This window comes from Mumia sp. zg.B17 (assembly GCF_019550915.1).
GTDB lineage: Bacteria > Actinomycetota > Actinomycetes > Propionibacteriales > Nocardioidaceae > Mumia.
This window is the reverse complement of record NZ_JAHWCI010000006.1, coordinates 600,354-618,425: the sequence shown is the minus strand read 5'-3', so window position 1 is coordinate 618,425 and position 18,072 is coordinate 600,354. Positions and strand designations below refer to the sequence as shown.

The 18,072-nt window shown below is 70.0% G+C and carries 17 protein-coding genes and 2 tRNA genes; 14 read left to right on the top strand and 5 right to left on the bottom strand.

The features are described 5' to 3' along the window. Positions 1-33 precede the first annotated feature (33 nt). From KV097_RS11425 to KV097_RS11415, 3 genes are read left to right on the top strand one after another with little or no spacing between them, the layout of a single operon-like run. Positions 34-939: an alpha/beta hydrolase gene (locus tag KV097_RS11425; RefSeq protein ID WP_220365925.1), complete on the top strand. Its 906-nt coding sequence runs from the start codon at positions 34-36 to the stop codon at positions 937-939. A gap of 4 nt (positions 940-943) precedes the next feature. Continuing rightward, a complete protein-coding gene (locus tag KV097_RS11420) occupies positions 944-1,426 on the top strand; it encodes a ribose-5-phosphate isomerase (RefSeq protein WP_220346518.1) in 483 nt (160 codons plus the stop codon). 3 nt (positions 1,427-1,429) lie between these two features. After that, positions 1,430-2,299, top strand: coding sequence for a zinc finger domain-containing protein (locus tag KV097_RS11415; protein WP_220365924.1), 870 nt, complete (start codon positions 1,430-1,432; stop codon positions 2,297-2,299). Between the two features lie 21 nt (positions 2,300-2,320). On the opposite strand, the gene KV097_RS11410 is transcribed toward KV097_RS11415, so the two are convergent. Together KV097_RS11410 and KV097_RS11405 are read right to left on the bottom strand one after the other, a co-directional pair. Next, entirely contained in the window at positions 2,321-2,497 is a 177-nt protein-coding gene (locus KV097_RS11410; RefSeq protein WP_220344104.1) for a hypothetical protein, read from the bottom strand. Positions 2,498-2,999: 502 nt separating this feature from the next. Beyond that, positions 3,000-3,070, bottom strand: a tRNA-Gly gene (locus tag KV097_RS11405). Positions 3,071-3,251: 181 nt separating this feature from the next. Between KV097_RS11405 and KV097_RS11400 the strand changes: the two genes are divergently transcribed. The 8 genes from KV097_RS11400 (at position 3,252) to KV097_RS11365 (ending at position 10,568) form a co-directional block, all read left to right on the top strand. Next, positions 3,252-3,325: transfer RNA gene (locus KV097_RS11400), tRNA-Pro, on the top strand. 63 nt (positions 3,326-3,388) lie between these two features. Further along, positions 3,389-4,762, top strand: coding sequence for a trigger factor (gene tig, locus KV097_RS11395; RefSeq protein ID WP_220365923.1), 1,374 nt, complete (start codon positions 3,389-3,391; stop codon positions 4,760-4,762). A gap of 123 nt (positions 4,763-4,885) precedes the next feature. Next, positions 4,886-6,121 carry a triacylglycerol lipase gene (locus KV097_RS11390; protein WP_220365922.1) on the top strand — a complete coding sequence of 412 codons (1,236 nt, stop codon included), beginning with the start codon at positions 4,886-4,888 and terminating at the stop codon, positions 6,119-6,121. Then, positions 6,118-6,591: an SRPBCC family protein gene (locus KV097_RS11385; RefSeq protein ID WP_220344107.1), complete on the top strand. Its 474-nt coding sequence runs from the start codon at positions 6,118-6,120 to the stop codon at positions 6,589-6,591. The genes KV097_RS11390 and KV097_RS11385 overlap by 4 nt, the downstream gene beginning before the upstream one ends. A 143-nt stretch (positions 6,592-6,734) precedes the next feature. Further along, positions 6,735-7,325: an ATP-dependent Clp protease proteolytic subunit gene (locus KV097_RS11380; protein WP_220344707.1), complete on the top strand. Its 591-nt coding sequence runs from the start codon at positions 6,735-6,737 to the stop codon at positions 7,323-7,325. Between the two features lie 44 nt (positions 7,326-7,369). Further along, entirely contained in the window at positions 7,370-8,005 is a 636-nt protein-coding gene (locus KV097_RS11375) for an ATP-dependent Clp protease proteolytic subunit (protein ID WP_255559416.1), read from the top strand. A 111-nt stretch (positions 8,006-8,116) separates the two neighbouring features. Further along, positions 8,117-9,391, top strand: a complete 1,275-nt coding sequence (clpX, locus tag KV097_RS11370; protein WP_220344108.1) for an ATP-dependent Clp protease ATP-binding subunit ClpX — start codon at positions 8,117-8,119, stop codon at positions 9,389-9,391. Between the two features lie 37 nt (positions 9,392-9,428). Further along, complete coding sequence (locus KV097_RS11365; RefSeq protein ID WP_220365921.1) at positions 9,429-10,568, top strand: trans-acting enoyl reductase family protein; 1,140 nt, start codon at positions 9,429-9,431, stop codon at positions 10,566-10,568. Between the two features lie 14 nt (positions 10,569-10,582). Here the strand turns inward: KV097_RS11365 and KV097_RS11360 are convergent, their stop codons facing one another. From KV097_RS11360 to KV097_RS11350, 3 genes are read right to left on the bottom strand one after another with little or no spacing between them, the layout of a single operon-like run. Continuing rightward, the gene (locus KV097_RS11360; RefSeq protein WP_220344110.1) at positions 10,583-11,020 is read right to left on the bottom strand and encodes a GNAT family N-acetyltransferase; all 438 of its coding nucleotides are present in this window, start codon (positions 11,018-11,020) and stop codon (positions 10,583-10,585) included. 11 nt (positions 11,021-11,031) lie between these two features. Further along, on the bottom strand, positions 11,032-13,653 hold the full coding sequence (gene valS / locus KV097_RS11355; protein ID WP_220344111.1) for a valine--tRNA ligase: 2,622 nt from the start codon (positions 13,651-13,653) through the stop codon (positions 11,032-11,034). A gap of 55 nt (positions 13,654-13,708) precedes the next feature. After that, positions 13,709-15,847, bottom strand: a complete 2,139-nt coding sequence (locus tag KV097_RS11350) for an MMPL family transporter (protein ID WP_220365920.1) — start codon at positions 15,845-15,847, stop codon at positions 13,709-13,711. A gap of 88 nt (positions 15,848-15,935) precedes the next feature. On the opposite strand from KV097_RS11350, the gene KV097_RS11345 reads away from it, so the two are divergent. The 3 genes from KV097_RS11345 to ndk are packed head-to-tail and all read left to right on the top strand — an operon-like array spanning position 15,936 to position 18,064. Beyond that, on the top strand, positions 15,936-17,279 hold the full coding sequence (locus KV097_RS11345; RefSeq protein WP_220344113.1) for a folylpolyglutamate synthase/dihydrofolate synthase family protein: 1,344 nt from the start codon (positions 15,936-15,938) through the stop codon (positions 17,277-17,279). After that, complete coding sequence (locus tag KV097_RS11340; protein WP_220344114.1) at positions 17,279-17,617, top strand: DUF4233 domain-containing protein; 339 nt, start codon at positions 17,279-17,281, stop codon at positions 17,615-17,617. Before KV097_RS11345 ends, KV097_RS11340 begins: the two co-directional genes overlap by 1 nt. Before the next feature lie 36 nt (positions 17,618-17,653). Beyond that, positions 17,654-18,064 carry a nucleoside-diphosphate kinase gene (ndk, locus tag KV097_RS11335; protein ID WP_220365919.1) on the top strand — a complete coding sequence of 137 codons (411 nt, stop codon included), beginning with the start codon at positions 17,654-17,656 and terminating at the stop codon, positions 18,062-18,064. Positions 18,065-18,072: the final 8 nt, after the last annotated feature.

Sequence of the window (18,072 nt, the reverse complement as noted above, 5' to 3'; positions counted from 1 at the left end):
GTGGATCGCGTGCCGAGTGGCTAGGGTCGCGACATGCTCTATCCACAGGCACGAACCGCGGTCGCGGATGCCGACGTGGACGCTGGCGCCGGCGTCCGCGACCTCGCGGCCGAACGCCTCGCCGACCGTGAGGCCGCGCTCGCCGAGACCATCCGGATCGACGTCGCCCACGTCGCCGACCTCGACGCGGACGGGGTGCCTGTGCGCCTCTACCGCCCCGAGGAGGACACTCCGGTCCTCCTCTACGTGCACGGCGGCGGCTGGGTCTTCCACGACCTCGACACCCACGACGCGTTCTGCCGCTACCTCGCGAACGCGACCGGGTGGTCGCTGCTGGCGGTCGGCTACCGGCTCGCGCCGGAGCACCCGTATCCCGCTCCGCTCGACGACGTCGCCACGGCACTGACGTGGCTGCGCGCCCACGGTGACGAGCTCGAGGTGGACACGACGCTCGTGGCCGGGATCGGAGACTCCTCCGGCGCGAACCTGATCGCCGGGCTCTGCGTGCGCGACCCCGGTGCGCTGGCGTACCAGGTCCTCGTCTACCCGGTGCTGGACGCGCTCGCCGACACGGAGTCGCGCCGCACGGAGAGCGTCGCGGAGAACGGGTTCGTGGCCGCCGACATCGACTGGTACTGGGACCAGTACGTCCCGTCGGCGCAGGTCAGGGCCGAGCCGGAGGTGTCGCCTCTGCGGGCCGTCGACGTGAGCGGCCTCCCGCCGGCGCTCGTGATCACCGCCGAGCACGACCTGCTGCGGGACGAGGGCGAGGCGTACGCGGCACGGCTCGCCGACGCGGGCGTCTCGACCGTGGCTTGGCGGGCGCTCGGCATGACTCACGGCTTCTGGCGACGCCCGTGGGAGTTCGACGCGTCGCGCTCGGCCGTACGGCTGGTGGCGGGGACGCTGCGCGACCTCGCCGCCTCGCTGAGAGACTGACCGCATGCGCGTTCACATCGGTTGCGACCACGCCGGATTCGAGCTCAAGAACCACCTCGTCGACCATCTGAGCCGACAGGGCCACGACGTGGTGGACCATGGCCCGTCCACGTACGACGCGGAGGACGACTACCCGCCCTTCTGCCTCGCGACGGGGGAGGCCGTGGTCGACGACCAGGGCAGCCTGGGTGTCGTGATCGGTGGCTCGGGCAACGGTGAGCAGATCGCCGCCAACAAGGTCGACGGGATCCGCGCCGCGCTGGCCTGGTCACCGGAGACCGCGCGGCTCGCCCGCCAGCACAACAACGCCAACGTCGTCGCCGTCGGCGCGCGGATGCACTCGACGGAGGATGCCGTGGCCCTGGTCGAGACGTTCCTCGCGACGCCGTTCAGCGGCGAGGAGCGTCACGCGCGGCGCGTGTCGCTGCTGACCGCCTACGAGCAGTCACGCGGCACCGACGTCGCGGACCGGCGCGAGGACTTCTGAGGGGTGCCCGAGGGCCACACTCTCCACCGCCTCGCGCTGGACCTCGACGCGACCTTCGCCGGCGACACGACGTGGTCGTCGAGCCCGCAGGGACGCTTCGCCGACGGCGCTGCCCGGATCGGGCAACGTGTGATGGAGCGCGCCGAGGCCTACGGCAAGCAGCTCTTCGTCCGGTTCGCCGGGCTGGAGGACGAGGTCCGGGTCCACCTCGGACTCATCGGCGGGCTGACGATCCACGACGGGCTGCCCGAGCCTGGGGCGGTCGGTGGTGTCTCGGCCCGGCCGGTCGTCGGACAGGTCCGCTGGCGGCTCGAGTCGGTGCGGGCGTGGGCGGACCTGCGAGGTGCCACGGTCTGCACGCTGCTCACGCCGGACGAGAAGGCTGCGTACGTCGCCAGGCTGGGACCCGATCCGCTGCGCGACGACGCCGACCCGTCCGCCGCGTGGCGGCGGATCGCCCGCTCGCGGGTCTCGATCGCCGCGCTCCTGATGGACCAGTCGGTGCTGGCCGGGGTCGGCAACGTCTACCGGGCAGAGGTCTTGTTCCGGCACAACCTCGACCCCTTCATGGAGGGGCGGTTCCTGCGACGAGCAGAGTGGGACGCGGTGTGGGGCGACCTCGTGAAGCTGATGGCGTACGGCGTCGTCCACAACCGCATCGACACGGTCCGGCCCGAGCACGAGCCGGAGGCGATGGGCCGGCCACCGCGCAAGGACGACCACGGCGGCGAGGTCTACGTCTACCGGCGCACCCACCTGCCGTGCCTGGTGTGCGGTACGCCGGTGCGCACCGAGGTGGTGGCGGGCCGAAACCTCTTCTGGTGTCCGCGGTGTCAGCCAAGGAGCCGACGGCGCACCCCCGTCCGCCTCTGATCCGTCACAGCGTGGTGTCGGTCAGCTGACGTCGGGAAGGGCGCGGGCGGCGAGCAGCGCGCTGATCTCCTCGCGCTCACGGCGGACGGCGGCGAGCTCGTTGGCGGACCCCAGCGCGTTGGCGCACGCCACGTCGGTGGACGCGAACCGCGCGAGCCCGGAGGTCGCGACATGCCAGGCGAAGCTGAGCGGTCTCATCGATTCCTCCAGAGGATTGTCGGGACTCGGACGCGGCGCCTGGTCCGCCTACCCTTGCCCAGACCGGCCAGGCGCCGCGTGCTGCGTCGTCCTGGTGATGCGTGATCACCGACCGACGCTCGTCACGTTAGACGGCCGAGGATTCCGACCGGTTAGCCCGCGGTGACATCGGGGTTAACAGTGTCAATACGGACATCACGGGCCAAGAGTTTCGTTCAGTGTGAGCGGGATATCCGGTTGAGCCGCAGTCTGACGCGCCCTTCGTGGTCCCGGAAGCGGGTGTGGTGAGACGACGTCACTGTCACCCGCCGGCATGAAGGATGACAGAAAACTGTCGTCTGCCGAAACGAGGACGAAGACGCGGGGATCATCAGTCGGGATGCTCATGGCGCTGCTCCTGCGGTCGTTAGGGCACGTAGGGCACGGAGTGCCTCAGACGCGCCGCTGGATGACCGTCAGGGGCCGACCGAAAAGTGGCTCTGACCAGCGGTTTCGTACTGAGAGCGGACGACGGGAATCGAACCCGCGTAATCAGTTTGGAAGACTGAGGCTCTACCATTGAGCTACGTCCGCGTGTCGACTTCGGGGCACTGAGCCGTGCGGCCGACCGCGACCATGATGCCACACCCCTGCCGCACTCTCGCGACCCGGTGGCGCCGATCCTCGCGGGCGTCGCGTGTGCCCGCAGTTCTGGGTGCGAGGTGTTCGTCCACTACAGTGGAGCGGGCGCCCGCACCGCTGGAACGGTGCGTACCGGGATGTAGCGCAGCTTGGTAGCGCATCCGCTTTGGGAGCGGAGGGTCGCAGGTTCAAATCCTGTCATCCCGACAGCCGACGACGTGTCGCCACATCCGGCGACTGTCCTGCACGACGACCAAGGAGAACGTACTCGTGAAGAGTGCCCAGGAGACAGTGAGCCCGACCCGGGTCAAGCTGACCATCGAGGTCCCGTTCGAGGAGCTCAAGCCGAGCCTCGACAAGGCCTACAAGACGATCGGGTCGCAGATCTCGGTCCCCGGCTTCCGTCGGGGCAAGGTCCCCACGAAGGTCGTCGACCAGCGCGTGGGACGGGGCACCATCCTCGACCAGGCGATCAACGACGCCCTTCCGGGGATCTACTCGCAGGCCGTCGCGGAGGCCGAGATCCAGCCCCTCGGACAGCCTGAGGTCGACGTGAGCCGCCTCGAGGACGGCGAGCTCGTCGAGTTCACCGTCGAGGTGGACGTGCGCCCCGAGTTCGAGACGCCCGACCTGAGCGACGTCGAGGTCACCGTGCCCGACGTCTCGGTCGACGACGCCGACGTCGACGAGCAGGTGCAGGCGCTGCGTGAGCGCTTCGCCACGCTGACCGAGGTCGACCGCCCGGCCGCCGACGGCGACTTCGTCACGATCGACCTCTCCGCCAGCAAGGACGGCGAGAAGCTCGACGTCGCGCAGGCCAGCGGGATCGTCTACCAGGTCGGCAAGGACTCGATGCTCGACGGGCTCGACGACGCCGTGACCGGCATGTCCGCCGGCGAGAGCACGACGTTCCAGACCCAGCTCGCCGGTGGCGATCTCAAGGGCGAGGACGTCGACGTCGAGGTCACCGTGACGACCGTCAAGGAGCAGGAGCTTCCCGAGCTCGACGACGACTTCGCGCAGACGGCGTCGGAGTTCGACACCGTCGACGAGCTGCGTGCTGACATCCGCGAGAAGCTCACGCGCGGCAAGCGCATCGAGCAGGCCGCCGATGCCCGCGACGCGGTGCTCGAGGCCGCGCTCGAGAAGCTGGACGTCCCGGTCCCCGACTCGGTCGTCGAGGCCGAGATCGCCAGCCGTCGCCAGCAGATCGAGCAGCAGCTCGCCTACGCCGGCATGACGATGGACGCCTACCTCGAGTCCGAGGAGCAGACCGCCGACGAGTTCGAGGCCGATCTCGACAAGCGCGTCCGCGACTCGCTCGTTGCACAGTTCCTCCTCGACCAGGTCGCCGCCGACTCCGAGATCGGCATCGAGCAGGACGAGCTCACCGAGCACATGCTGCGTCGCGCCCAGCAGTCGGGCGAGGACCCCCAGTCGTTCATGCAGCACATGGTCGAGCACAACCACATCCCCGAGCTCGTCGCCGAGGTCGTGCGCGGCAAGGCGCTCGCGGCGGTCGTCGAGAACGCCACCGTCAAGGACGAGTCGGGCAACGTCATCGACCTCGCCAAGCTCCGCGGCGACGGCAGCTTCGCCGACGACGAGGACTCAGCCGCGGCCGAGGACTCCGACGAGAGCTGACGTCGGTCCTGAACCGTACGACGGCCCCTTCCCGCGCTGCGGGGAGGGGCCGTCGCCGTGTTCGGGCTGGCCGTCCAGGGGCGGGGTAGCGGCGAGCGGTCGGATACCGCGAGTATGTGAGGCGTGACGTCCACCGCTCCCCGCACCGCGCACACCGCCGCGGTCGCCTTCGGCTACGCCGACGACGTGGTGGTCCGGTGCGTCCGCGAGGTCCACGACGCCGTCGCGCGCCGCGTGTTCGGCAGGTGGTGGGGCGGTCACGTCCCCAAGGTGGCCCACGACGCCGTGGCCTCGGTGGCCTACGCGGGTGTCTCCGGCGGGCTCCGTGGGGCCAGCCGCGGGCTGCGGCGCCTCGCCGACCGAGGAGTCGGCCGGTCGGTCGAGAGCACGCCGCGCACGCGGCTGCTGCGCTCTGCCGTCAATGCCCTCGTCGGTGACCGGCTCGCCGACGGGAAGGACCCGTACGCGCTGCCGATGGTGCTCCGCAGCGATGGCGCCGACGTCGTGCCGGATGGGGCCGGCTTCGCCCGTGCCTACCCGGCCGCCACCGGCGAGGTCGCCGTGCTGGTCCACGGGCTCGGGGAGAACGACGACTCCTGGGACTTCCGGGCGCAGCGGCACGGACGGACGTACGACGACGCCCTGCACGAGCAGACGGCCGCGACCCCCGTCCGCCTGCGTTACAACACCGGCCGCCACGTCTCCGACAACGGCGCCGAGCTGTCTGACCTGCTCGCCGACCTCGTCGCCGCGTGGCCGGTTCCGGTCACCCGGCTCCATCTCGTGGGGCACTCGATGGGTGGTCTCGTGGTCCGGTCCGCGACGGCCCACGGGGTCGCGGGCAGAGCAGCGTGGACCGAGATCGTCGCCACGGTCGTCTGCCTCGGCACACCGCACCTCGGCGCCGCGATGGAACGCGCCGCGCACGCGGGCTCGCGGGTCCTGAGCGCCGTCCCCGAGAGCCTCCCGTTCGCCACCGTCCTCGGCGCCCGGTCGGCCGGGATCGTTGACCTCCGCCACGGCTACGTCACCCGCGACGAGTGGCACGGGCAGGACCTCACCGCCCGTTGGGGCGACGGCCGGCTTGCCGTGGCACCGTTGCCGCATGCGACCTACCACTTCGTCGCCGCGGCGGCCGACCTGATCGTCAGCGGTCGCTCGGCGGCCGGAGCAGGGCGCGACGGCGCCGTCGTGGTGGCTCACGCGTCGGCCTCCCGCGTCCCCGGCGGCCACCTCGGCCTTCTCAACCATCCCCGCATCGCCGAGCGGCTCGTCGGGTGGGTCAACGGCCGCCCTCCCGCGCTCGTCACCGGCTCAGACCACCCGCACTCCACCCCCACCCAGGAAGGACGACCATGAACGTCGCCCCCGACCCGTACCTCCTCGAGGTCAGCACCGACGTCGACGCGCCGCCCCGCGCCGTGTGGGAGGTCGTCTCCGACCTCCGGCGGATGCCGGAGTGGAGCCCGCAGACCCGGCGGATGATCGTGCGCGGGCGGATCGGGAAGGGCACCCGCACGCTCAACATCAACAAGTACGGGTGGAGGGTGTGGCCCACCACCTCCACCGTCGTGAGGTACGACCCGCAGCGGGCGATCGCGTTCTCGGTGCCGGTCAACGGCACGGTGTGGTCCTACCACCTCGAGGACCTCGGCGAGGGCCGCACCCGTCTCGTCGAGCGCCGTGAGGCGCCGCAGGGCACGACGCCGGTCTCGCGCGCACTGATCAAGCGGTTCCTCGGCGGGGACGCCGCCTACGGCTCCCAGCTCGAGCGTGACATGGAAGCGACGCTGGATCGGATCAAGGCTGCGGTCGAGCGTCGTCCGTGAATGCCTCACCTCCGTCCCGCGACCACGTCCAGGGTCGCGGCGGGTCGGGTTGTGCGCCCGTAGCGAAATCGGCCGGGTTCCCCTCGGGTTCGTCTCCCGGCCCCGCTAGGGTCGAGGGCGTGAACACAGAGATGACACCGCGCATGGCTGGCGAGGTCGGCCCGAACGATCTCGACGGCCACATCTACCAGCGCCTCCTCAAGGAGCGCATCATCTTCCTCGGGTCGGAGGTGCGCGACCAGAACGCCAACGCGATCTGCGCGCAGATGCTGCTGCTCAACGCGGAGGATCCCAAGACCGACATCCGGCTCTACATCAACTCGCCCGGCGGCTCCGTCGACTCCGGCATGGCGATCTACGACACCATGCAGTTCATCTCCAACGACGTCGTGACCGTGGGCATGGGGCTCGCCGCCTCGATGGGGCAGTTCCTCCTCGCCGCCGGCGCTCCAGGCAAGCGCTATGCGCTCCCGCACGCGCGGATCATGATGCACCAGCCGTCCGGCGGTCTCGGCGGCTCGGCCTCCGACATCCGCATCCAGGCCGAGCAGAGCCTGCTCCTCAAGCTGCAGCTCAACCAGCTCCAGGCCACCCACACGGGCCAGACGCTCGAGACCATCGAGCGCGACTCCGATCGCGACCGGTGGTTCACCGCCGAGCAGGCGAAGGACTACGGGTTCATCGACCACGTGATCGCCCGCGTGAACGACGTGACACGGGGTGAGGCGTCGTGACCGCCTCCGTCCTCCCGATCAGCGGCCCGACCCCAGGAGCCGGCATGACCATGCCCCACCAGCAGTTCGCCCCCTCGATGAACTACTACATCCCTCAGTGGGAGGAGCGGACGTCGTACGGCTTCCGCCGCATCGACCCGTACGCCAAGCTGTTCGAGGACCGCATCATCTTCCTCGGCACGCCGATCTCCGACGACGTCGCCAACGCGGTGATGGCACAGCTGCTGTGCCTGCAGTCGATGGACCCCGATCGCGACATCTCGCTCTACATCAACTCGCCCGGCGGCTCGTTCACGGCGCTCACGGCCATCTACGACACGATGCGCTACCTCAAGCCCGACGTGCAGACGGTGTGCCTCGGGCAGGCGGCCTCCGCCGCGGCTGTCCTGCTGGCGGCCGGCACCCCGGGCAAGCGCCTCGCACTGCCCAACAGCCGGATCCTGATCCACCAGCCCTACACCGAGGGCACCTACGGTCAGAGCTCCGACCTGGAGATCACCGCCAACGAGATCCTGCGCATGCGCGACCTGCTGGAGACGATGATCTCCGAGGCCTCGGGCAAGCCGAAGGACGAGGTCAGCCGCGACGTCGAGCGCGACAAGATCCTCACCGCCGACCAGGCCGTCGAGTACGGCCTCGTCGACCAGATCCTGGAGACGCTCAAGACTCCGGCGGTCTGACAGAACTGACACGCCCGACGCCGGGTCGGCCACACGTCGGCCCGGCACAGGGTACGGTCGAAGAAGCAGCGGCGGGGGACACAGCCCCGCACGACGAAGGGTGAGGAAGCGGTGGCACGCATCGACGGCGGTGACCTGCTCAAGTGCTCGTTCTGCGGCAAGAGTCAGAAGCAGGTCAAGAAGTTGATCGCCGGGCCGGGCGTCTACATCTGCGACGAGTGCATCGAGCTGTGCAACGAGATCATCGAGGACGAGCTGCAGGAGACGTCCGAGGTCTCGCTCGACGAGCTCCCGAAGCCCCGCGAGATCTACGAGTTCCTCAACCAGTACGTCATCGGCCAGGACCCGGCCAAGAAGTCGCTCGCGGTGGCGGTCTACAACCACTACAAGCGGGTGCAGGCCGGCGCCGCCGCCGGCCGTCACAAGGAGGACGTGGTCGAGCTGGCCAAGTCCAACATCCTGCTCGTGGGTCCCACCGGCTGCGGCAAGACCTATCTCGCGCAGACGCTCGCCCGGATGCTCAACGTCCCGTTCGCGATCGCCGACGCGACCGCGCTCACCGAGGCGGGCTACGTGGGTGAGGACGTCGAGAACATCCTCCTCAAGCTGATCCAGGCCGCTGACTACGACGTCAAGAAGGCCGAGACCGGCATCATCTACATCGACGAGGTCGACAAGATCGCCCGCAAGAGCGAGAACCCGTCGATCACGCGTGACGTGTCCGGCGAGGGCGTGCAGCAGGCGCTGCTCAAGATCCTGGAGGGGACGACGGCCTCCGTGCCGCCCCAGGGCGGGCGCAAGCACCCGCACCAGGAGTTCATCCAGATCGACACCACCAACATCCTCTTCATCGTGGGCGGCGCGTTCGCCGGCATCGAGCAGATCATCGAGAGCCGCAACGGCAAGATGTCGCTCGGCTTCAACCCCAACCGCGAGGAGGCGGCCGCCGAGCGCGTCACCGGGCAGTCGTTCAACCAACTGATGCCCGAAGACCTGCTCAAGTTCGGTCTGATCCCCGAGTTCATCGGGCGTCTGCCGGTCATCGCGACGGTCGAGAACCTCGACAAGGAAGCCCTCGTCGAGATCCTCACCCAGCCCAAGAACGCGCTGACCAAGCAGTACGCCAAGCTCTTCGAGATCGACCACGTCGAGCTGGAGTTCACCGAGGACGCCATCGACGCGATGGCCGACCTCGCGCTGCTGCGCGGCACCGGTGCCCGAGGACTGCGCGCGATCATCGAAGAGGTCCTGCTCAACGTCATGTACGACGTCCCGAGCCGTGACGACGTCGCCAAGGTCGTCGTCACCAAGGAGACGGTCCTCGACAACGTCAACCCGACGCTCGTGCCGCACCGTGACGAAGAGCGTCGCGACAAGGCTTCCTGAGTCGGACCGCCCGCGTCGGTGAGCCTAGACTCGCCGCGTGACCTACGACTTCGCCTTGCTCGGTGCCACCGGGTTCACCGGCGGCCTCACTGCCGACTACCTCGCCGCGCACGCGCCAGACGGTGCCTCGTGGGCGATCGCGGGACGCAGCCGTGCCAAGCTCGACGCCGTCGCTGATCGCATCGCCGCGACCGGTCGGGCGACACCTGACGTCGTCGTCGCCGACGTGACCGATCCGCGCTCTCTCCGCGCGCTGGCGGAGTCCACCGCCGTCCTGGCGTCCACGGTCGGCCCGTACGCCCTCCACGGCGGGCCTGTCGTCGCAGCCTGCGCGGGGGCCGGCACCACCTACTGCGACCTCACCGGCGAGCCCGACTTCGTCAACCGCATGTGGCTGGAGCACCACGACACCGCCGTAGGCACGGGCGCGCGTCTCGTGCACTCCTGCGGCTTCGACTCGGTACCGCACGACATCGGCGTGCTCTACACGGTGAGGCAGCTCCCGACGGGCGTGCCGATCACGATCCGGGGGTACGTCCGGGCCTCGGGCGAGGTCTCGGGTGGGACCTACCAGTCCGCACTCGGCGGGTTCGCCGCGGTCCGTACGAGCCGGTCGACGGCGCAGGAACGCCGCCGGCGCGAGCCACGTCCCGAGGGTAGGAGGGTGCACTCTCTGTCGGAGCGGCCCGGGCGTGGAGCGTCGGGCAGAGGGTGGGCGCTCCCGCTGCCGACCATCGACCCGCAGGTCGTCTTGAGGTCCGCTCGAGCCCTGCCCGCGTACGGACCTGACTTCTCCTACGGGCACTATGCGCAGTTCCGTCATCTGCCGACGGCGGTCGCCACGACGCTCGGGCTGGGTGCGCTCGCTGTCGGCGTGCAGGTCCCGCCCGTCCGCAAGGCGCTGCTGGGGATGAGGGGGTCGGGGGAGGGGCCCAGCGAGGCACGACGTGCGCGCTCGTGGTTCCGGGTCCGGTTCGAGGCGCAGGCGGGTGACACCCGTCTGATCACCGAGGCTGCCGGCGGCGACCCCGGATACACCGAGACCGCGCGCATGCTCGGCGAGACGATGCTGGCGCTGTCGTACGACGACCTGCCGGAGACGGCCGGCCAGGTCACGACGGCGGTGGCGGCCGGGGACGCGCTGCTGGCGCGCCTGCCGTACTTCCACACGATCTGACACGTCGCGCCCCGTCAGAGCGTGAGCTTGAACCCGACGTGGCTCGCCGTGAACCCGAGCCGCTCGTAGAAGCGGTGTGCACCCTCACGTGAGGCGTCCGACGTGAGCTGCACGAGGTGGCAGCCCGCAGCACGGGCCTCGTCGACGGCCCACTGGATCATCGTCGACCCGAGCCCGTCACCGCGCAGGTCCCGCCGAACGCGTACGGCCTCGATCTGGGCTCGCGTCGCTCCACGCCGCCCCAGCCCGCGCAGGAAGCTGAGCTGGAGCGTGCCCACCACCTCTCCGCCGCGCTCTGCGACCACGATGCGCTGGCTCGGGTCGCCCGTGAGCGCGGTGAGCGCCTCGTAGTAGGGCCTGAGGTCGTCAGGCGACTCACGGGTCGCGCCGAGCGGGTCGTCGGCGAGCATGGCCACGATCTGCGGGACGTCGTCGGGGACGGCGTCCCGCATCGCCGGGTCGTTCACTCGCTCGGCTTCGCCGCGCTCTCGGCGGGCTTCTTCGGCTCCGGGTCCGCGAGCTCGGCCTCGACCGCGATCTCGTCACCTTGCTGCGAGGTGTCGACGACGAACTCGACGTCGCCGGTGACGTTGCCGGCGGCACGCAGGTCGGGAAGGGCCCGCTTCACGATCTCGAGGCGCTGCTCGGCGCCGCGCACGACCAGTCCGGTGACAGCGGTGCGCTGACTGACCTTCGCCGTCGACTTCGCGCCGCGGATGCCGGCGAGGACCTGACCGGCCGCCACCAGCAGCGCAGGATCGTGGGGAGTGGTCGTGATCTCGATGTCGGCCACGGGCCACTCAGCACGGTGGATCGAGCCCTCCTGCCACCACGACCAGACCTCTTCGGTGACGTAGGGCAGGAACGGTGCGAGCAGGCGCAGCTGGACCGACAGGGCGATCGCGAAGGCACAGCGTGCCGAGTCCGCGCCCGCGCCCTCGCCACGGGCGCGGTCCTTCACGAGCTCCAGGTAGTCGTCGCAGAAGTCCCAGAAGAACCGCTCCGTCACCTCGAGCGCCGTCGTGTAGTCGTAGGCCTCGAACGCCTCCGTGGCCTCGATGGCGACCTGGCGGAGCCGGCGCAGCATCGAGAGGTCGAGGAGCTCGGTCACCCGGTGCGGCTCGAGGAAGGAGGCGTCGACCCCCAGGCCGTACGCCTCGGGCGCGGCGAGCACGAACTTGGACGCGTTGAGCACCTTCATCGCGAGGCGGCGCCCGACCTTCATCTGGGCCTCGTCGAACGGCGAGTCGGCACCGGGTCGTGCGCCCGCGGCGCGCCAACGCACCGCGTCGGCCCCGAACTTCTCGAGGATGTCGGTCGGGACGACCACGTTGCCCTTGGACTTGGACATCTTCTTGCGGTCGGGATCGACCACGAAGCCTGAGATCAGCGCGTGCGACCACGGCGCGGTGTGGTTCTCGAGGTGGGCACGCACCACGCTGGAGAACAGCCAGGTGCGGATGATGTCGTGCGCCTGGGGCCGGAGGTCCATCGGGAACGTCCGCTCGAACAGGTCCTGGTCGCGCTCCCAGCCGCAGGCGATCTGCGGGGTGAGCGACGACGTGGCCCAGGTGTCGAAGATGTCCGGGTCGCCGACGAACCCGCCCGGCTTGCCGCGCTGGTACTCCTCGAAGCCTCTCGGTGCTTGTGCCTGCGGGTCGACCGGTAGGTCGGCCTCGGTCGGCACGATCGGGTTCTCGTAGTCGGGCTCACCCTCGTTGTCGAGGGCGTACCAGACGGGAATGGGCACCCCGAAGAAGCGCTGCCTGCTGAGCAGCCAGTCACCGTTGAGACCGTCGATCCAGTTGGTGTAGCGCGTCTGCATGTAGGCCGGGGACCACGAGATGTCGTGGCCACGCGCCACGAGCTGACCGCGCAGCTCCGGCTCCCGACCGCCGTTGGCGAGGTACCACTGGCGCGTCGAGACGATCTCCAGGGGCTTGTCGCCCTTCTCGTAGAAGTTCGCCATGCGGGTCGTCGGCTTGGGCTCGCCGTCGAGGTCACCGGACTCGCGCAGCGCGGCGACGAGCGCCTCGCGCGCGGAGAAGACGGTCTTGCCGGCCAGCTGTTCGTACGCCCGGCGTCCGTCGTGCGACGAGATCCAGCCCGGGACCTCCCGGAGGATGCGGCCGTCGCGACCGACGACCGTCCGCGTCGGCAGGTCGTACTCGCGCCACCACTGGACGTCGGTCAGGTCGCCGAAGGTGCAGCAGTGGACGATGCCTGAGCCCTTCTCAGGATCGGCGGCGGCATCCGCGATGATCGGCAGCTCCACGCCGAAGATCGGCGAGGTCGCCGTCGTGCCGAACAGGTGCTGGTAGCGCTCGTCGTCGGGGTGGGCGATCAGCGCGACCGCCGACGGGGTCAGCTCGGGCCGGGTCGTCTCGACGTGGACCTTCGAGCCGTCGGGGAGCGTGTAACCGACCCGGTAGTAGTGCCCCGGGTAGTCGCGGGCCTCGAGCTCGGCCTGCGCCACCGCCGTCTGGAAGGTGACGTCCCACAGGGTCGGGGCGTCGGAGGTGTAGGCCTCCCCGCGTGCGAGGTTGCGGAGGAAGGCCCGCTGCGACGCGGTCCGCGAGGTGTCACCGATCGTCGTGTAGGTCTGCTCCCAGTCGACCGACAGGCCGACGGTGCGCCAGACGTCCTCGAACGCCTTCTCGTCGATCTCGACGAGCTCCTCGCAGAGCTTGATGAAGTTTTCTCTGCTCACCGGGATCTGGCGCTTCGGGTCGGGCTTCTCGGGCGGCGTGAAGTCCTCGTCGTACGGCAGCGAGGGGTCGCAGCGGACACCGAAGTAGTTCTGGACGCGGCGCTCGGTGGGCAGACCGTTGTCGTCCCAACCCATCGGGTAGAAGACCTCCATGCCACGCATGCGCTGGAAGCGGGCGATGAGATCGGCGTGCGTGTAGGAGAAGACGTGGCCGACGTGCAGCGACCCGGAGACGGTCGGCGGCGGTGTGTCGATCGCGTATACCTGGTCCCGCGTCTTGGAGCGGTCGAACGCGTAGGTGCCACGCTCTTGCCACAGCGCGGACCACTTCTGCTCGAGCCCTTCCAGGGCAGGCTTCTCCGGCACGTTGCTCATGACGCCAGTCTAGGAGTGCGGCGATCCTCGACCGTGACCCGGCTGCAACCTCCCGTCACGGGGTCCGTGGTCCACCCTCGCCTCCGACCGCGACCGGATCTGCGTGCGGACCGAGCGCGTCCTCGCCGGCGACGTCCTCTTGGCGCGCGAGAGCGCTCGGCCACCACATGTGGCGCCCCACGTCGAGGTTCAGAGCGGTCACCAGCACCGACCGTACGACGAGGGTGTCGAGCAGCACGCCGAACGCGACCGTGAAGCCCATCTGCGCGAAGAACACCAGCGGGAGCGTCGCCAGCACCGAGAACGTGCCGGCGAGCACCAGACCCGCCGAGGTGATCACGGCGCCGGTCGCGGCGAGCCCGATGAGGGCACCCCTGCGTGTGCCGACCCGGTGCGCCTCCTCGCGCACCCGGGTCATCAAGAAGATGTTGTAGTCGATCCCGAGCGCGACGAGGAAGACGAACACGAACAGCGGGAAGGCCGTGTCGGTCCCCGCGAACCCGAACACGTGACGGAAGACCAGCGCGCTGATGCCGAGGGCCGCCCCGAAGGACAGCACCACCGTGGCGAGCAGGATGACGGGCGCGACCAGGGCGCGCAGCAGTGCCATCAGGATGAGCACGACCACCACGAGGATCGCCGGGATGATCACCCGGTTGTCGCGGGCCGAGGCGTTCTGGATGTCGAGGGTGACAGCGGTGGTGCCACCGACCAGCGCGTCGGGGTCGGCGGCGTCGAGGTCGTCACGGAGGTTCTCGATCGCGTCGTAGGCGGCGTCGCTGTCGGGCTCGGACTCCAGGGTGCCCTCCATGTAGGCCAGGTCGCCCTTGACCGTCGGCTCGGTCACGCTCTGGTCGGCGATCCCGTCGTCGGCCTGGAACGCCGCGCGGACGTCATCGACTGTCTCGGGGCTCGAGACCACGACGACCGGCGCGCCGGCACCGCCCGGGAAGTGGTCGGAGAGGACCTTCTCGCCCGCGACGGAGTCGGGCGTGCCGAGGAACGCCTCCTCGGTGCTGAGACCGGTCGCGTTGAGCTGAATGATGCCGATGCTCGCGACCGCCAGCAAGAGCGAGGTTCCGACCCAGATCCGCCGGGGGCGCCGGGCGATGCGGCGACCGGCGCCGGCCCACACGCCGTGCGCGCTCGGGTCGACGTCGCCGAAGTGCGGGATGCGCGGCCAGAAGATCCATCGCCCCAGGACCACCAGCAGCGCGGGCAGCATCGTGAGCATCACCGCGAGACCGCACACGATGCCGATCGCGGCGACCGGACCGAGGCCGCGGGTCGACGTCATCTGGGCGAGCAGCAGGCACAGCATGCCGATCGCGACGGTCGCGCCGCTGGCGACGATCGCGGGTCCCGCGCGGTGCAGAGCGCTCGCCATCGCCTCACGACGGCTCTCGTGCCGTCGGAGCTCCTCGCGGTAGCGGGCGACCAGCAGGAGGGCGTAGTCGGTGCCGGCGCCGAAGACCAGGACCGTCAGGATGCTCGCGCTCTGACCGTCGACGGTGAGGTCCGCGTACTTGGCCAGCAGGACGATGACCGCCTGGGCGACGACGAGCGCGACGGCGGCCGAGACGACCGGCAGGAGCCACAGGACCGGGCTGCGGTAGGTGAGCAGCAGCAGGATGGTCACCACGCCGCCGGCCGCGAGCAGCAGGGTGCTGTCGATGCCCTCGAAGACCGCGGCGGAGTCCGCGGCCTGCCCCGCAGGGCCGGTCACGTACGTCTCGAGCCCGTCATCACCGTCGCCCGCGGTGGCCTGCAGCTCGTCGACGACCTCGGCTGCTTTGTTCCAGCCGTCCTCGCCCAGGTTGAGCGGGACGATGATCTCGAGGGCCTCGCCGTCCTCGGACGGGATCGGACCGACGACCTTCCCGTCGATGTCGTCGCGCTGGGCGAACGTCGCCGCGTCCTCCTGTGCGGCAGCCGTGTCGGCCGGTTGCAGGCCGCCTTCGCGCTCGTACACCACCACCGCCGGGATGAGGTTGGGGGAGGAGAAGCTCTTGGCAGCGTCGAGCGCCTTCGTCGACTCCGCGCTGGTGGGCAGCCAGTTCTCGGCCTCGTTCTCCTGAACGTCGGTCAGCTGGCCGGCCGTCGAGCCGAGCAGACCGACGACCACGACCCAGAAGACGATCGCAAGTACAGGTGTGAAGCGGTGGTTGATCCATCCGGCGATCGATCGGTGCATGGTGTTCCCCCTGAAAAGCAGCTGTTCGACCCTACGACCGGCCGGGCGTCAGGAAGTCATCGTTTGCATCCCTGGGATACTGGACGCGATGACGAACCCCACGTACGCCGACGTCGAGCAGGCCCTGCTGGCGCGCTGGCCCGAAACCAGGCTCGAGCCGTCGCTGGAGCGCATCCGCGCCCTGTGCCGTCTGATGGGCGACCCCCAGACGGCGTACCCGGTGATCCAGCTCACCGGCACGAACGGCAAGACCTCGACCGGCCGCATGATCGACGCACTCCTGCGCGAGCTGGGAGTGCGCACCGGCCGGTTCACGAGCCCGCACCTGGTCTCGATGACCGAACGCATCAGCATCGACGGCCAGCCGCTGAGCGAGGAGCTCTTCGTCGAGGCTTATGCCGACGTCGCCGCGTACGCCCAGGTGGTCGACGACAGCCAGCCGGTCCCGCTGTCGTACTTCGAGCTCATGGTCGGGATCGCCTACCAGGCCTTCGCCGACGCCCCGGTCGACGTGGCCGTCGTCGAGGTCGGCATGGGCGGCACCTGGGACGCCACCAACGTCGTGGACGCCGCGGTCGCGGTCATCACTCCCATCGACGTCGACCACGCCAGCTACCTCGGTGACACGCCTGGCGACATCGCCGTCGAGAAGTCCGGGATCATCAAGCCCGGCGCCCAGGTCGTGGTGGCCCGCCAGCCCGAGGATGCCGCCGCCGAGATCGCGGCGCGGGCCACCGAGGTCGGAGCGACGCTGCACCGTGAGGGCGTGGAGTTCGGCGTGATCGACCGGACGCCCGCCCTCGGTGGTCAGCTCCTGACGCTCAAGGGCATCGGGGGGACCTACCCGGAGGTCTTCCTGCCGCTGTTCGGGAGCCACCAGGCCGACAACGCCGCGTACGCCCTGGCTGCCGTCGAGGCGTTCACCGGGTCCAAGGAGCTGGACGGCACGATCGTGCGCGACGCCTTCGCCGCGGTGACCTCGCCGGGCCGGCTCGAGGTCGTACGGCGCAGCCCGACCGTCGTCCTCGACGCGGCCCACAACCCGGCCGGTGCACGTGCGACCGCGGAGGCGGTCCAGGAGGCGTTCTCCTTCACCCCTCTGATCGGGGTGGTCGGCGTGATGGCCGACAAGGAGGTCGACGAGATCCTGCAGGCGCTCGAGCCGGTGATGGCCGAGATCGTCTGCACCCAGAACGCGACCGACCGGGCGATGCCCGCCGACGAGCTCGCCGACGTCGCCGAGGGCATCTTCGGCTCGGATCGGGTCCACGTCGCGCGACGGCTCCCGGACGCGATCGAGAAGGCCGTCGCGCTGGCCGAGAGCGAGCGCTACGGCGAGGGCGTCGGCAGCGGGGGTGTCCTCGTCACCGGCTCGGTGGTGACCGTGGGAGAGGCGCGAGTGCTGCTTGCCCCGAGAGAGACGGTGGACTGATGCGCGGCATGTGTGCCGGAGTGCTGTTCTTCGAGGCGATCGTCCTCGCACTGGCGACGCCGGTGATGATCCAGGTCGAGGGCGTGTCCACCGGCGTGGCGCTCGCCTGGGGCCTGGGGTTGGCTGCCCTGGCGCTGGTGACAGCCGGTCTGTTGCGTTTCCCGTGGGCGTACGCCCTGGGGTGGCTCGTCCAGGTGGGCGCGGTGGCGATGGGCTTCCTGCTCCCGATCGCGTTCTTCGTCGGCGGCGTGTTCGCGGCGATCTGGGCCACGGCGTGGGTGCTCGGCCGCCGCATCGAGCGCGACCGGGCCGCCAACCCCGAGTTCTACGCCCGCTGAGAAGCCGCTCCACCCCGGCTCGCTAGGCTTCGGTCCATGTCCGAACGCACTCTGGTCCTGCTCAAACCCGACGCCGTCGGCCGCGGTCTCGTCGGTGAGATCCTCGGCCGCTACGAGTCCAAGGGGCTCCGCATCGCCGCGATGTGGTTCGGCATGATCGACGGCGCGAAGGCGGACGCCCACTACGCCGAGCACGTCGAGCGCGACTTCTATCCGCCGCTGCGCGCGTTCGTCACGTCCGGCCCGATGGCGGCACTGGTCCTCGAGGGCGACGCGGCGATCGACGTCGTGCGCGTGCTCAACGGTGCGACCGACGGCCGGGTCGCGGCGCCGGGCACCATCCGCGGCGACCTGTCGCTGTCCAACCGCGAGAACCTCGTCCACGGCTCGGACTCCACCGCGTCGGCGGAGCGGGAGATCGCCCTGTGGTTCCCCGAGCTGGTCTGACCGCGCGG

Coding starts and splice junctions, on each gene's coding strand:
- ndk (WP_220365919.1), top strand. CDS start 17,654: ATGTCCGAACGCACTCTGGTCCTGCTCAAACCCGACGCCGTCGGCCGC.
- valS (WP_220344111.1), bottom strand. CDS start 13,653: ATGAGCAACGTGCCGGAGAAGCCTGCCCTGGAAGGGCTCGAGCAGAAG.
- KV097_RS11420 (WP_220346518.1), top strand. CDS start 944: ATGCGCGTTCACATCGGTTGCGACCACGCCGGATTCGAGCTCAAGAAC.
- KV097_RS11425 (WP_220365925.1), top strand. CDS start 34: ATGCTCTATCCACAGGCACGAACCGCGGTCGCGGATGCCGACGTGGAC.
- KV097_RS11410 (WP_220344104.1), bottom strand. CDS start 2,497: ATGAGACCGCTCAGCTTCGCCTGGCATGTCGCGACCTCCGGGCTCGCG.
- KV097_RS11340 (WP_220344114.1), top strand. CDS start 17,279: ATGCGCGGCATGTGTGCCGGAGTGCTGTTCTTCGAGGCGATCGTCCTC.
- KV097_RS11380 (WP_220344707.1), top strand. CDS start 6,735: ATGGCTGGCGAGGTCGGCCCGAACGATCTCGACGGCCACATCTACCAG.
- KV097_RS11385 (WP_220344107.1), top strand. CDS start 6,118: ATGAACGTCGCCCCCGACCCGTACCTCCTCGAGGTCAGCACCGACGTC.
- KV097_RS11350 (WP_220365920.1), bottom strand. CDS start 15,847: ATGCACCGATCGATCGCCGGATGGATCAACCACCGCTTCACACCTGTA.
- KV097_RS11360 (WP_220344110.1), bottom strand. CDS start 11,020: ATGCGGGACGCCGTCCCCGACGACGTCCCGCAGATCGTGGCCATGCTC.
- KV097_RS11375 (WP_255559416.1), top strand. CDS start 7,370: ATGACCATGCCCCACCAGCAGTTCGCCCCCTCGATGAACTACTACATC.
- KV097_RS11345 (WP_220344113.1), top strand. CDS start 15,936: ATGACGAACCCCACGTACGCCGACGTCGAGCAGGCCCTGCTGGCGCGC.